Annotated in this window: 13 protein-coding genes; 8 read left to right on the top strand and 5 right to left on the bottom strand. The window is 63.5% G+C overall.

Annotation, left to right across the window (positions count from 1 at the left end):
* Positions 1-19: 19 nt before the first annotated feature.
* Positions 20-1276, bottom strand: coding sequence for a ubiquinone biosynthesis hydroxylase (locus tag NKI37_RS23345; protein WP_352500515.1), 1257 nt, complete (start codon positions 1274-1276; stop codon positions 20-22).
* A gap of 112 nt (positions 1277-1388) precedes the next feature.
* Between NKI37_RS23345 and tesB the strand changes: the two genes are divergently transcribed.
* From tesB to xth, 6 genes are all read left to right on the top strand, one after another.
* The gene (tesB, locus tag NKI37_RS23340) at positions 1389-2264 is read left to right on the top strand and encodes an acyl-CoA thioesterase II (protein ID WP_352787148.1); all 876 of its coding nucleotides are present in this window, start codon (positions 1389-1391) and stop codon (positions 2262-2264) included.
* 218 nt (positions 2265-2482) lie between these two features.
* The gene (locus tag NKI37_RS23335; protein WP_023670499.1) at positions 2483-2821 is read left to right on the top strand and encodes a P-II family nitrogen regulator; all 339 of its coding nucleotides are present in this window, start codon (positions 2483-2485) and stop codon (positions 2819-2821) included.
* A 31-nt stretch (positions 2822-2852) separates the two neighbouring features.
* Positions 2853-4283 carry an ammonium transporter gene (locus NKI37_RS23330; RefSeq protein WP_023670498.1) on the top strand — a complete coding sequence of 477 codons (1431 nt, stop codon included), beginning with the start codon at positions 2853-2855 and terminating at the stop codon, positions 4281-4283.
* 346 nt (positions 4284-4629) lie between these two features.
* Positions 4630-7299 carry a DNA translocase FtsK gene (locus NKI37_RS23325; RefSeq protein ID WP_023670497.1) on the top strand — a complete coding sequence of 890 codons (2670 nt, stop codon included), beginning with the start codon at positions 4630-4632 and terminating at the stop codon, positions 7297-7299.
* A gap of 138 nt (positions 7300-7437) precedes the next feature.
* Positions 7438-8118, top strand: a complete 681-nt coding sequence (locus NKI37_RS23320; RefSeq protein WP_023670496.1) for an outer-membrane lipoprotein carrier protein LolA — start codon at positions 7438-7440, stop codon at positions 8116-8118.
* Between the two features lie 196 nt (positions 8119-8314).
* Positions 8315-9121, top strand: coding sequence for an exodeoxyribonuclease III (xth, locus tag NKI37_RS23315; protein WP_023670495.1), 807 nt, complete (start codon positions 8315-8317; stop codon positions 9119-9121).
* 164 nt (positions 9122-9285) lie between these two features.
* Here xth and NKI37_RS23310 read toward each other — a convergent pair whose 3' ends face one another.
* Complete coding sequence (locus NKI37_RS23310) at positions 9286-9741, bottom strand: cyclic nucleotide-binding domain-containing protein (RefSeq protein WP_023670494.1); 456 nt, start codon at positions 9739-9741, stop codon at positions 9286-9288.
* A 177-nt stretch (positions 9742-9918) separates the two neighbouring features.
* Positions 9919-10602 (bottom strand): response regulator transcription factor, encoded by a 684-nt coding sequence (locus NKI37_RS23305; protein WP_023670493.1) that lies wholly within the window; start codon positions 10600-10602, stop codon positions 9919-9921.
* Positions 10603-10747: 145 nt separating this feature from the next.
* Here NKI37_RS23305 and NKI37_RS23300 point away from each other — a divergent pair, with 145 nt between their 5' ends.
* A complete protein-coding gene (locus tag NKI37_RS23300; protein ID WP_196813612.1) occupies positions 10748-11284 on the top strand; it encodes a L,D-transpeptidase family protein in 537 nt (178 codons plus the stop codon).
* 84 nt (positions 11285-11368) lie between these two features.
* Here NKI37_RS23300 and NKI37_RS23295 read toward each other — a convergent pair whose 3' ends face one another.
* Positions 11369-11608 (bottom strand): hypothetical protein, encoded by a 240-nt coding sequence (locus tag NKI37_RS23295; RefSeq protein ID WP_352741008.1) that lies wholly within the window; start codon positions 11606-11608, stop codon positions 11369-11371.
* Positions 11609-11743: 135 nt separating this feature from the next.
* Between NKI37_RS23295 and gcvA the strand changes: the two genes are divergently transcribed.
* Positions 11744-12664 carry a transcriptional regulator GcvA gene (gcvA, locus tag NKI37_RS23290; protein ID WP_023683901.1) on the top strand — a complete coding sequence of 307 codons (921 nt, stop codon included), beginning with the start codon at positions 11744-11746 and terminating at the stop codon, positions 12662-12664.
* 15 nt (positions 12665-12679) lie between these two features.
* Here gcvA and NKI37_RS23285 read toward each other — a convergent pair whose 3' ends face one another.
* Positions 12680-13099 (bottom strand): DUF1761 domain-containing protein, encoded by a 420-nt coding sequence (locus tag NKI37_RS23285; protein WP_352657171.1) that lies wholly within the window; start codon positions 13097-13099, stop codon positions 12680-12682.
* Positions 13100-13137: the final 38 nt, after the last annotated feature.

Below are 13137 nucleotides of genomic sequence, written 5' to 3'. Positions count from 1 at the left end.
AGCGGCACTCATTCCCGGCCTAAATCGCCTCACCCTTGAGCAGCCGTGGTGTGCCGTTGGACAACCCCGACGCCTGGCGGATGAAGAACTCCTTCAGCCTGGGCATCCGTTCGACAAGGCCGAGGCCTATGTCGCGGAGCTGGCGCAGCGGGCCGATGTCGTTGGAAAACAGCCGGTTCAGCACATCTGTGGTGACGCCCATCTGCACCGTGTCGAAGCGGCGCCATTGCTGGTAGCGCTCGAGCACGTCGAGCGCGCCGATATCCTGTCCCAAGCGATCGGCCTCGACCACCACTTCAGCAAGGGCCGCCACATCCTTGAAGCCGAGATTGAGGCCCTGGCCGGCGATCGGGTGGATGCCATGCGCGGCGTCGCCGGCAAGTGCTACGCGCGGGGCGACGAAGGCGCGCGCGATGGTCAGGCCGAGCGGCCAGGCGCGCGGCTTGTCGGTGACGCGGATTTCGCCGAGCTTCAGGCCGAAGCGCATTTCAAGCTCCTGCTCGAAGACGAGGTCGTCGCCCGAGACCAGCTTCTCGGCATCCTCGGAACGTTCGACCCAGACCAGCGACGAACGGTTGGTGCCGTCCTCGGTGGGCTTGAGCGGCAGCGTTGCAAACGGGCCGGCCGGCAGAAAATGCTCTTCGGCGCGGCCATTGTGCGGGCGCTCATGCGCCACCGTGCAGACGATGCCGGACTGGCCATATTCCCATTTCACCGTCTTGATGCCGGCCATGTCGCGCAATTTGGAATTGACGCCGTCGGCGGCGACCAGCAGCCGCGCCTCAATCGCCGCGCCGTCGGCCAGATGCACGGTGATGCCGGCGCCATTGCCGTCGAACGATGCGACCGCGACACCTTCGATGATGTCGATGCCGAGCTTTTGCGCGCGGCGGCGCAAGGCGCCGTTCAGGTCCTTGTTGGCGACCATGTGGGCGAACGGTTCGCCCGGCGCGACCTCGCCATCGAAGGTGAGAAACACCGGACGCACCGGATCGGCGGTGCGCGAATCGGTGACGATCATCTCGGTGATCGCCTGCGATTGCCCGACGATTTCCTGCCAGACGCCGAGCTGGTCGAGCATGCGGCAGGCGGCGGCGGCGATCGCCGAGGCGCGGCGGTCCTTCTGCCAGACGCCGGCGGGGGCAGCATCAACGACCGCCACGGCGAGGCCCGGCCGCGCCTGTTTCAGCGACACGGCGGCGGCGAGGCCGACATAGCCGGCGCCAGCGACCAGCACGTCGAGCGGGTTTTTTGCGTCCGTGTTGCGGTTCGCCATGTCAATTCCTTTCGAAGTCTCGACCATCCCCGCCCACTGGGGCATTCCGGCCTTGACTGCCCGCCATTCCTGTCGGAAACCGCCATAGCATCTTACGGCGAGGTCACGAAGCATGACGGCGGCCATGGACGAGCTTCTCAGCATTCTCGACCTCGAGCAGCTGGAACACAATCTGTACCGTGGTCGCAGCCCCAAGCTCGACTGGCAGCGCGTTTTCGGCGGCCAGACCATTGCCCAGGCGCTGGTCGCCGCGCAGCGCACCGTCGAGCCCGAGCGCCACGTGCATTCGCTGCACGGCTATTTCATGCGGCCCGGCGACACCAAGGTGCCGATCGTCTACGAGGTCGACCGCATCCGCGATGGCGGCTCCTTCACCACGCGGCGCGTGGTGGCGATCCAGCACGGCCAGGCGATCTTTTCGCTGGAAGCCTCGTTCCAGCAGGATGAGGTTGGCCTTGAGCATCAGCTGCCGATGCCGCGCGACGTGCCGCCGCCCGACAGCCTGTTGTCGCAGCGCGAATTGCTGGGCAAGTTCGGCGAGGCGGTGCCGGACGGCATCAAGCGCTATTGGGAGCGTGACCGGCCGATCGAGATGAAGCCGGTGATGCTGAAGCATTACATCAGCCGCGAAAAGCTGGAGCCGCAGCAGAACATCTGGATCCGCACCACCGGCCCGGTGCCGGCCGACCGCGGCATCCAGGCGGCGGTGCTTGCCTACCTCTCCGACATGACGCTGCTCGACACCTCGACCTTTGCGCACGGCCGCGCCATTTTCGACCGCGACATCCAGGCGGCGAGCCTCGACCATGCGATGTGGTTCCATCGCAGCCATCCGCTCGATGACTGGATCCTGTACACGCAGGACAGCCCCTCGACGCAGGGGTCGCGCGGCTTCACCCGCGGCTCGCTGTTTGCCCGCGACGGCACGCTGATCGCCTCGGTTGCCCAAGAAGGCCTGATCCGGCTGAAGCGGCCGCCTGCGGAATAGGCATTTTCGAAAAATTGCCTACTTTTTAATCAGTGACTGTCCGTTGACAGTGCGCACCGTGGCGCCGGGACTCGAGCGATCCGTTTGTTTACAATGAGTTAACACCCTGCTTCGGCAACTGGCACGGAGCTTGAATCCTGTTGGGCACTCTCCGGGCTTTTTGGGATCGGTGAAGGTGTGCAAACGCGGGGGACCGCAACAGCAAAGGGTGAAACCTTATGAAAATCGTGATGGCAATCATCAAGCCGTTCAAGCTCGACGAGGTGCGCGAAGCGCTCACCGCCGTCGGCATCCAGGGCCTGACCGTCACCGAAGTCAAAGGCTACGGGCGTCAGAAGGGACACACGGAAATCTATCGCGGGGCGGAATACGCGGTCAGTTTCCTGCCGAAAATCAAGATCGAAGTCGCGGTTAGCACAGACCTGGTCGACAAGGCCGTCGAAGCCATCACGGCGGCGGCCAAGACCGGCCAGATCGGCGACGGCAAGATCTTCGTCTTCGGCATCGATCAGGCGGTGCGCATCCGTACCGGCGAAACAGACACCGACGCACTTTGAGCGGCGAACACGTATTCCAATGGAGAGTTCAATGAATATACCTTCCACCTTGAAGTCAGTGGCGCGCTCCGCGCTGCTGGGCTCCTTAGCGCTCGGAGCATTGGGCACGGTTGCTGCCTTCGCGCAGGAGGCGGCTCCCGCCGTCGCGGCGGCAGCGCCAGCAGCGCCGGCTTTTACCGTCGACAAGGGCGACACCACGTGGATGATGATTTCCACCGTGCTGGTGCTGTTGATGACCATTCCCGGCCTTGCGCTTTTCTACGGCGGCCTGGTTCGTACCAAGAACATGCTGTCGGTGCTGATGCAGGTCTTCACCATCACCAGCGTGGTCATGATCATCTGGGTCTTCTACGGCTACAGCCTCGCCTTCACCCCGGGCAACGCCTTCGTCGGCGGCCTTTCGAAGATGTTTCTCTCCGGCGTCAACGTATCAACGCTTTCGGAAACCTTCAGCAAGGGCGTCGCCATTCCTGAACTGGTGTTCGTCGTCTTCCAGATGACCTTCGCCTGCATCACGCCCGCCCTGATCGTCGGCGCATTCGCCGAACGCGTCAAATTCTCCGCCTTGATCCTTTTCGTTATCCTATGGGTGACGTTAATCTACTTCCCGATCGCGCACATGGTCTGGTTCTGGGGCGGCCCGAGCGCCTATGCCGACCCGTCCGGCCTGATCTTCAGCTTCGGCGCCATCGACTTCGCCGGCGGCACGGTCGTTCACATCAATGCGGGCATTGCCGGTCTCGTCGGCGCGCTGATGATCGGCAAGCGCATCGGCTACAAGAAGGACATCATGGCGCCGCACTCGATGACGCTGACCATGGTCGGCGCTTCATTGCTGTGGGTCGGCTGGTTCGGCTTCAACGCCGGTTCGAACCTCGAAGCGAACGCCTATGCGGTGCTGGCGATGATCAACACCTTCGTCGCCACGGCGGCGGCGGCAGTGGCCTGGATCGTGCTTGAATCGCTGCTGCGCGGCAAAGCCTCCATGCTCGGCGCTGTTTCGGGCGCGGTCACCGGCCTCGTCGCGATTACGCCGGCTGCAGGTTTTGCCGGCCCGATGGGCGCTATCGTGCTTGGCATCGTTGCCACCTTCGTCTGCTACTTCTTCGTCTCGGTGGTGAAGAACACGTTCGACTATGATGACAGCCTCGATGTCTTCGGCGTCCACTGCGTCGGTGGCATCATCGGTGCGCTAGGCACTGGCATTCTGGTCAATCCCGCCCTCGGCGGCGCCGGCATCGTCGACTATTCGACGGCCGACTTCGCCGCCGGCTATGCCGGCACGGCCACGCAGCTCCTGGCGCAGGGCAAAGGCGTCCTGGTAACCCTGCTGTGGTCGGGCATCGGCAGCGCAATCCTCTACAAGGTCGTCGACTTGATCATCGGTCTGCGTCCGACAGCCGACGCCGAGCGCGAAGGCCTCGACCTGACTTCGCATGGCGAAGCGGCCTACCACTCGTAAGCCTTGCGGGGCGGCTCGGCCGCCCCGCATTCTCCCATCCCGTCGTGACGCTCCCGAAAGGAGTTCACGCTTTGAGGCCCGGGTCATTCCGGGCCTCTCTTTTTGGCAACCGTGCTGGCAGGCCTCGGTCCCTGCGCAATCACGTTCTAGTGATGGCCGCCGGCGGGGAGACGTCGACCGGATTGGTTCTGAACTGTTGAGACTGCCTACAGTGGAGTGAGCAAGATCCGTGGCTCTGGGTGCGTATAGTTAATGCGGCCTTAACCTTCCCCCCGATAGTCTGACATCCGAATCTGCCGGAGTGCGTCATGCGCCCGGCCAGTCCATGACAGACGGGGAACGAAGCATGCGTTCAGGGGCTTCAGCACCGCTCGCGCTGACCGATACGGGGCACGGCATCCAGGCATTCGCGCGGCGCCAGGTCGGGCGGCTGGTCGGCGCCGGCCTGTTTGCGCTGGTCGCCTTTGGCGTCGCGGCGCTGGCGACCTGGAACGTCGCCGATCCCAGCTTCTCGCACGCCACCGCCAACATCGTCACCAACGCCATGGGTTATGCGGGCGCGGTATTCTCCGACCTCGCCATGCAGTTCTTCGGCCTTGCCGCGGTCGCCGCCCTGGTGCCGGCGGTGATCTGGGGCTTTCTCCTGTTTTCGGCGCGCGGCGTCGACAGGCTGCCGAAGCGCGGCCTTGCGTGGTTCGGCTTCGCGCTGCTCGCGGCGGCGATGGCCGGCTGCGTGGTGCCGCCCAAGACGTGGCCGTTGCCGACCGGCCTCGGCGGTGTGTTCGGCGACATGGTGCTCAATATTCCGGGCGTGGTCATTGGCGGCTACCCGACCGGCATCGTTGCCAGCATCATTGCCATGGTGCTCATTGCGCCGGCGCTGTGGCTGTTTGCCTATGGCTCGGCGCTGATTGCGCGCAAGAACGGCTTTGCCGTCATGGAGCGCACCGCGGAGCCCGATCCCCGAGAGGACGATCTGCTCTTCGACGAAGACGAGGACGAGGGCGACGAGGGGATACTGGCGCTCGGCGCCGTTACCCACTGGTGGCTGTCTTTCCGCGCCTGGATGCATCGCCGGGCTGTGCGCCGCCAGCAGGAGCGCGACGAGTTCGAGCCGGAGATGGAGCAGCGCTCCACCGCATGGCGCCGCGCCGCCGAACGGGTCGAATCGGCGGAATTCGCCGAAGCGCGGATGAGCCCGGATGGCCGCGCCCGCGTCGAGCCGGAATTCTTCGCCGCCATGGTCAATGACCGCAGCGTTTCCGTCGATCCGGACGATGACGACGTCCTCGATGCCGGTTTCGACAATGGCGACGAGGAGGTCGAACTCGACGACGAGCCGGTCCAGCGCCGTGCCGCGCCGAACGCCAAGGTGCAAAACTTCCGGTCAGATGCGGCGACCCGCGTCGCCGCACCTGCGCCGCGTCCCGCTCCCGGCGCGCGCGTCCAGCGCGAGGCGCAGACCTCGCTGATCGGCTCGGAAACATTCGAAATGCCGTCGCTGCATTTCCTGTCGGAGCCGAAGAACGTGGTGCGCGACGCCAGCCTGTCCAAGGACGCGCTGGAGCAGAATGCGCGCCTGCTCGAAGGCGTTCTGGAGGATTTCGGCGTCAAGGGCGAGATTATCGCGGTACGGCCCGGCCCGGTGGTCACGCTCTATGAACTGGAACCGGCGCCCGGCATCAAATCGTCGCGCGTCATCGGCCTGTCCGACGACATCGCCCGCTCGATGAGCGCCATTGCCTGCCGCGTCGCCGTGGTGCCCGGCCGCAACGCCATCGGCATCGAATTGCCGAATGCCAAGCGCGAGACCGTCTATCTCCGGGAGATCCTGGCCAGCCGCGATTTCGAGACGACCAAGTCCAAGCTGGCGCTGGCGCTGGGCAAGACCATCAATGGCGAGGCGGTGATCGTCGACATCGCCAAGATGCCGCATGTGCTGGTCGCCGGCACCACCGGCTCCGGCAAGTCCGTCGCCATCAACACCATGATCCTGTCGCTGCTCTACAAGCTGACGCCGCAGGACTGCCGGCTGATCATGATCGACCCGAAGATGCTGGAACTTTCGGTCTATGACGGCATCCCGCACCTTCTGACGCCGGTGGTCACCGACCCGAAGAAGGCGGTGGTGGCGTTGAAATGGACCGTGCGCGAGATGGAGGACCGCTACCGCAAGATGTCCAAGGTCGGCGTGCGCAACATCGACGGCTTCAACGCGCGCGTGCAGTTGGCTGAAAAGAAGGGCGAAAAAATCTCGCGCACCGTGCAGACCGGCTTCGACCGCCAGACCGGCGAGGCGATCTACGAGACCGAGAACCTCGATCTCGAGCCAATGCCCTACATAGTGGTCATCATCGACGAGATGGCCGATTTGATGATGGTCGCCGGCAAGGACATCGAAGGCGCGGTGCAGCGCCTGGCACAAATGGCGCGCGCGGCCGGCATCCATGTCATCATGGCGACGCAGCGTCCGTCGGTCGACGTCATCACCGGCACCATCAAGGCCAATTTCCCGACCCGTATCTCCTTCCAGGTGACGTCGAAGATCGACAGCCGCACCATTCTGGGCGAGCAGGGCGCCGAGCAGCTGCTCGGCATGGGCGACATGCTGTACATGGCCGGAGGCGGCCGCATCCAGCGCGTGCACGGCCCGTTCGTCGCCGACGACGAGGTCGAGAAGATCGTCGCCCATCTGAAGCTGCAGGGCGTGCCCGAATATCTCGACGCCATCACCGAGGATGACGGCGAGGACGATGACGAGCCGTCGGGCAAGGGCGGCGCTGGCGGTGGCGGCAACAGCAATTTCGAGGATTCCGACGATCCCTACGACCAGGCGGTCTCGGTCGTGCTGCGCGACGGCAAGGCGTCGACCAGCTATATCCAGCGCCGGCTCGGCATCGGCTACAACCGCGCCGCCTCGATCATCGAGAAGATGGAGAAGGAAGGCATTGTCGGCCCGGCCAACCATGCCGGCAAACGCGAAATCCTGGTGCCGACCGAGGACGACAAGTTCTGATCAGCCGATACGGCCCGGCGGCAACCTTGAACCTTTTGGCGCGTTACAGCGACTGAGCGCTGTCCGGCCCGCCAAACTTAAGTCTAACTGGGGGTCCACGGACTGCAACGAGACACACACCACACGAGAGTGACCGGCATGAAAAACGATCTTTCCGCGATCAGCGATTTCGCTCCAAACCGTCGCCAGTTGCTCGGCCTTGGCCTGATGCTTGCCGGCGCCGCGGCCATCAACGTCGTGCCGGGGTTCCAGCTCCTGGCCTCGGCGCAGGCGGCGGTGCCGCCGACGGCGCAAAAGATCGCCGACCATTTCTCCTCGGTCAAATCGATGAGCGGCGAGTTCGTCCAGTTCGGCCCCAACAACCAGCAGACCGGCGGCAAGTTCTTCCTTGAGCGGCCAGGCAAGATTCGCTTCAACTATGACGGCAAGTCGAATTTCCGGGTGATTTCCGACGGCAAGTCGGTGGTCATCCTCAACAAGCGGCTGAAAACGTCCGATCTCTATCCGTTGTCGAAGACGCCGCTGAAGCTGTTGCTCGACACCAAGATCGACCTCTCGGGGGGCCGCGTGAAATCGATCAAGGAAGAGAGCGACCTCACCACCATCCAGCTTGCCGACAAGTCGGTGTTCGGCAATTCGAAGATCACTATGATGTTCGATCCGAAATCCTATGATCTGCGCCAGTGGACCATCACCGACGCGCAGGGCAAGGACACCACGGTGATGATCTACAACACCAAGGAAGGCGTCAGCTTCCCTGCGGACACCTTTGCCATCGACTATGCGGCGAACCGCGAGCTGAACACCAACCAGCGCTAGATGCGGTGAGGCCGGCCTGCCAATGGCGATCTCCTGCGCTTCCGGTGCTCACGTGGTTTAAGTACGCTCCGCTCCGGTTCTCGGAGACCGCCATTCGACTCGGCCTGACCTGAATCAGAGCCGCCGCCCGCAAAGGCTGGCTTGTGTTTGTGGCGCTAGGCTGGCAGTAGATCGGCGACCTTGTTCGGACCGCCGCATGCCCTTCTCCATCGCCACCTGGAACATCAACTCCGTGCGCCTGCGCATGCCGATCGTCGAGCGGCTGCTGACGGAGCAGGCGCCCGATGTGCTTTGCCTGCAGGAGACGAAGGTTCCCGACGAGCTGTTTCCGGAAAAGGCGTTCCGCAAGGCCGGCTACGAGCACATCGCATTCCATGGCCAGAAGGGCTATCACGGCGTTGCGACGGTGGCGCGGCGGCCGATCGAGATTGTCGAGAAACGGCGCTTCTGCGAGATCGATGACAGCCGGCATCTGTCGGTCAAGGTGCAGGCCGGCGGCAAGGCAATCCTGGTCCACAATTTCTACGTGCCGGCCGGCGGCGACGAGCCCGATCCGGAGATCAACCGCAAGTTCCGCCACAAGCTCGATTTCGTTGCCGAGATGAACGCCATCCGCGCCGCGCATGACGAGGTGTCGGCCTCGATCCTGGTCGGCGACCTCAACATCGCTCCGCAGGAGCACGATGTCTGGTCGCACAAGCAATTGCTCAACGTCGTCAGCCACACGCCGGTCGAGACGCAAAATTTCGACGCGATGCGGATCGCCGGCGACTGGGTCGACCTGATGCGGCTCGACGTGCCGCCAGAGCAGAAGCTCTACACCTGGTGGAGCTATCGCGCGCGGGACTGGGAAGCCTCGAACCGCGGCCGCCGGCTCGACCATGTCTGGTCGTCACCGAACCTGGTGCCGAGCTTTGCCGGCTATGAGATCCTGCGAGAGGCGCGTGGCTGGGAGCGGCCCTCGGACCATGTGCCGGTGATTGCGCGGTTCGACCTGGATTAGGCGGGCCGATATTCAGGTGAGGCCGGCCTGCAAATGGCCGATACCTGCGCTTCCGGTGCTCGCGTACTTTGAGTACGCTCCGCTCCGGTTCTCGGTATCAGCCATTTTCGACTCGGCCTGACCTGAATCTCGACACACCCAAGCGTGAGCGCGGTCGCGGGGACCTACCCGCCAAACCTTGGGGCCAGCTTCTCGATGCGGGCGATCATGGCCTGGAAATCATCGAGGATGCGCTGGTGCAGTTTCACCGCCACCTCGGGATATTCCTCCAGGATGCGGCGAAACATCTTGCGGCTCAACCTTATCACTTCCGAATCGGTCTCGGCCGAGGCGCTGGTCAGCCGTCTTGAGTCGGCGATCAGCGCCAGTTCGCTGAGGATCGTGCCGGGGCCGGCGGTGCCGATCGGGATGCGGTCGCCATCATGCTCCCGGTAGAGCACGATGCGGCCACTGACCACGATATAGGCCGAGTCGGCTTCGTCATCCTCGCGGTACAGCTTGCGGTCGGCCTGCAGATGGGTGGCTTCGGCGCCGAAGGCGAGCAGGCGCAGCTGTTCCTGCGTGAAACCCTCAAAGAGCTTCACGGCGGACAGGATGCGGATGTCGTCATCCAGCGCCATCTCTAGCTGCGTCCCCGAACGGTCAGTCCAATCCCTCCCTTAGAGCGCCGCGCGTCCAATTGAACGCGCAAAGGACGCTCTAACACTTCAATCTGCGCAGCGGGCCGATCCAGGCTCCCCCAGCCGGATCCTCCCCGAAACAGTCCCGCCCCGACCGCCTATTGAACAATGAAAAGTTTAAGGAACCAGCTTGTAGCCGCCGCTTTCTGTCACAAGAATTTCAGCATTGGAAGGATCGCGCTCGATCTTCTGGCGCAGCCGGTAGACGTGAGTTTCGAGCGTGTGCGTGGTGACGCCGGAATTGTAGCCCCACACTTCCTCAAGCAGGACGTCGCGCGTGACCACCTTCTGGTCGGCTCGATAGAGATATTTGATGATCGAGGCTTCCTTCTCGGTCAGCCGCACCTTGCCGCCGCGCTGGTCGATCAGAAGCTTCTGGCTGGGCTTGAACGTGTAGGGCCCGACCGAAAAGGTGGCGTCCTCGCTCTGCTCGTGCTGGCGCAGTTGTGCGCGTATGCGGGCGAGCAGCACGGCGAAGCGGAACGGCTTGGTGACATAGTCGTTGGCGCCCGCCTCGAGGCCCAGAATCGTGTCGGAATCGGTATCGTGGCCGGTCAGCATGATGATCGGCGCCTTGTAGCCGCCCTTGCGCAGGATCTTCACCGCCTCGCGGCCATCCATGTCGGGCAGCCCGACATCCATGATGAGTAGGTCGATGAGCCCGCCGCGCGCCGCGGCGACGCCTTTGGCGGCGGTCGCTTCCTGCAAGACGTCGAATTCTTCGTAAAGGGCCAGTTGCTCGACGAGGGTTCCGCGCAGGTCGTCATCGTCGTCAACGATCAGAATGGTACGTGATGTCATGGATCAATCCATTGTTTTGAAAAGAATTTTCAGTTGACCGCCCCCCATTTATGCGGAAGCTGACCGGCGCAACAGTCCGATCACAGTGATTTGTTCCGTGACACGATCATACAAGAAAAAACGCGATCGCAATGCAGCCGGCGCAATTTTGCCGAAAGGGCTGCGTGTGCTGGTGGTTCGGGCGAGGCCGGGCAACCCCAGCCAGGGGATATTGCAGGCCGGCAGCAAGGTGTTTGCCTGCGCGCTCGGACGCGGCGGCATCTCAGCCAACAAGCGCGAAGGCGACGGTGCGACGCCGCTTGGCGAGATGCGGATTTTGTCAGGATATTTTCGGGGCGATCATTTCGCGGCCGGCCGCAAAACCCGGCTGGCGATGGCGCCGATCGGCGCCGATCTCGGCTGGTGCGAGGTGCCGGACGACCGCAACTACAACCGGCCGGTGAAAATCCCCTATGGCGCCAGCCATGAGCGAATGCGGCGCGACGACCGCCTCTATGACGCCTGCCTGGTGCTCGACTGGAACATGGCGCCGCGCCGGCGCGGCCGTGGCAGCGCCATCTTCTTCCATCTGGCGCGCCCAGGCTTCACACCGACGCAAGGCTGCGTGGCGGTGACAGCGCGGACAATGGCGCGGCTGTTGCCGCTGGTGTCGGACCGGACGGTGGTGAGGGTGGTGAGGTAGGGAGTAGGGAGTAGGGAGTAGGGAGTAGGGAGTAGGATGGCCTCGGCGTCGTTTCACTACTCACTACTCACTACTCACCGTTGCCTAACGCCTTCTCGGCTTCTGCCACCCAGTGTCCAGCAATCCAAGCCGGCCGAGTTCCCGGTCCACGGCCCGCGTCACGTCCTTGCGCTGCGCGCCGACGTCGCGCAGCTGGCGATCCGACAGGTCCTCCACGTCGTGGCGCGGCAGGTTGATGGCGACTTTCGCCTGGCGAAGCCAGTCCGTTACGGCATGCAACCAGTTCGAGCGAGCTGCTGGCGAGTTCAAAACGAAGATGGACATGATGCGCTCCCGTGTTCCGCCAGATATCAAATCCGGCTTGATGGTGTTTCGATGGATGCATCATGCCGCATTGAAATCCATGAGAGAAACGAGTAGTTCTTTTCGGATCGTCAAGTTTTATTTGAGGATAAGGTGATGTCCCGTCTGTTGCCCGGAACGCGCGCGCTGAGGACTCTGGAAGCCGCCGCCCGCCACCTCAATTTCACCCGCGCTGCCGACGAGCTCGGGCTGACGCCGGCGGCGGTCAGCCACCAGATCAAGGAAATCGAGGATCAGCTCGGGCTGGTGCTGTTCACGCGAACCAGTCGTACCATCCGGTTGACCGAGGCAGGTACGGTGCTGTTCGAGGCCTCGATCGATGCGCTCGACCTGCTCAACCGGGCGGTGTCGCGGGCGCGCAAGCTGACGCGCGGCACGGCATTGCTGAAGGTAACGCTCGACGCGCAGTTCGCGTCAAAATGGCTGATGCGGCGCGTCGACGATTTTCGCAAACTTCAGCCCAGTATCGAACTGAGGTTCGACATCGGCTACGAAGTGCGCGATTTCGAACTCGACGACGTCGATGTCGGCATCCGGTTCGGGGTTGGCAAGTATCCGGGGCTTCGCGCCCATCGCCTGTTCGACAACATCCTCATTCCGGTGTGCAGCCCGAGCCTGCTGACCTCCGGCCCGCCGCTGCGCGAACCGCGCGACCTCTTCAACCACACGCTGGCCCATATCGAATGGTCGCGCCAAGGCGTGACATGGCCGAACTGGCGCATGTGGATGGCGGCGGCCGGCATCAACGATTTCGACGACAGCCGGACTATCGTGTTTGGAACCTCTACCGATGCCGTGCAGGCGGCGCTCGACGGCAATGCCGTGGCGCTCGCCGAGTTCGCCATGGTGGCAAACGACCTTTCCCAGGGAAGGCTGGTGCAGCCCTTTGAACTCGGTCTGCGCGTGGGGCCGGAGTTCGGCTACTTCCTGGTCTATCCCGAGAGCACTGCCAACGATCCGCGCATCATCGCTTTCCGTGAATGGATCCTCGACGAAGTCGCCAGGACGCAGACCTGACGACTTCTGCAGGCCTCAGCCGGCGACCGGCGTCCCGAACCAGCCGATCACCGCGCCGATGATCAACAGCACGCCGAGCCAGTGGCCGCCGTCGATCAGGGTCAGGTCCCAGCCGAAATTCTCATAGCGATGGTTGGCCGTCAGCGTCGTGGCGACGAAACCCAGCCAGAGGACGAAGCCGAAGACCAGCCCTGCGACAAGGACCGGCTCGCCGCCGGTCATCGCGCCGACGACCAAGGCCAAGACCAGCGCCATGATCAGCTCGGCGATGAAGGAGATGATGAAGGGCAATATAGATTTCTTTGACGTTGACGGATCGATCCTGGCCGCCCTTATCCAAGGCCTGCTGAGGGCCGTGTACCAGACGGCGCCAAACAGCCACGCCGCGACGGCCGCGACAACCACCGCCAGCCAGTTCACCACTGAAAAATCCATAAAGTCCTCCCCTCAAGCATGCAGCCCAAAGCCTGACG

It is taken from the genome of Mesorhizobium sp. M0626, from assembly GCF_040320665.1.
In the GTDB taxonomy this organism is placed as follows: Bacteria; Pseudomonadota; Alphaproteobacteria; order Rhizobiales; family Rhizobiaceae; genus Mesorhizobium.
The sequence above is the reverse complement of the archived record's forward strand: the minus strand, read 5'-3'. Positions and strand labels throughout refer to the sequence as shown.

Bases quoted from the DNA above. Each gene is read 5' to 3' on its own strand.
- tesB (WP_352787148.1), top strand. From the start codon at position 1,389: ATGACGGCGGCCATGGACGAGCTTCTCAGCATTCTCGACCTCGAGCAG.
- NKI37_RS23285 (WP_352657171.1), bottom strand. From the start codon at position 13,099: ATGGATTTTTCAGTGGTGAACTGGCTGGCGGTGGTTGTCGCGGCCGTC.
- NKI37_RS23295 (WP_352741008.1), bottom strand. From the start codon at position 11,608: ATGTCCATCTTCGTTTTGAACTCGCCAGCAGCTCGCTCGAACTGGTTG.
- NKI37_RS23330 (WP_023670498.1), top strand. From the start codon at position 2,853: ATGAATATACCTTCCACCTTGAAGTCAGTGGCGCGCTCCGCGCTGCTG.
- xth (WP_023670495.1), top strand. From the start codon at position 8,315: ATGCCCTTCTCCATCGCCACCTGGAACATCAACTCCGTGCGCCTGCGC.
- NKI37_RS23305 (WP_023670493.1), bottom strand. From the start codon at position 10,602: ATGACATCACGTACCATTCTGATCGTTGACGACGATGACGACCTGCGC.
- NKI37_RS23310 (WP_023670494.1), bottom strand. From the start codon at position 9,741: ATGGCGCTGGATGACGACATCCGCATCCTGTCCGCCGTGAAGCTCTTT.
- NKI37_RS23335 (WP_023670499.1), top strand. From the start codon at position 2,483: ATGAAAATCGTGATGGCAATCATCAAGCCGTTCAAGCTCGACGAGGTG.
- NKI37_RS23320 (WP_023670496.1), top strand. From the start codon at position 7,438: ATGAAAAACGATCTTTCCGCGATCAGCGATTTCGCTCCAAACCGTCGC.
- gcvA (WP_023683901.1), top strand. From the start codon at position 11,744: ATGTCCCGTCTGTTGCCCGGAACGCGCGCGCTGAGGACTCTGGAAGCC.
- NKI37_RS23345 (WP_352500515.1), bottom strand. From the start codon at position 1,276: ATGGCGAACCGCAACACGGACGCAAAAAACCCGCTCGACGTGCTGGTC.
- NKI37_RS23325 (WP_023670497.1), top strand. From the start codon at position 4,630: ATGCGTTCAGGGGCTTCAGCACCGCTCGCGCTGACCGATACGGGGCAC.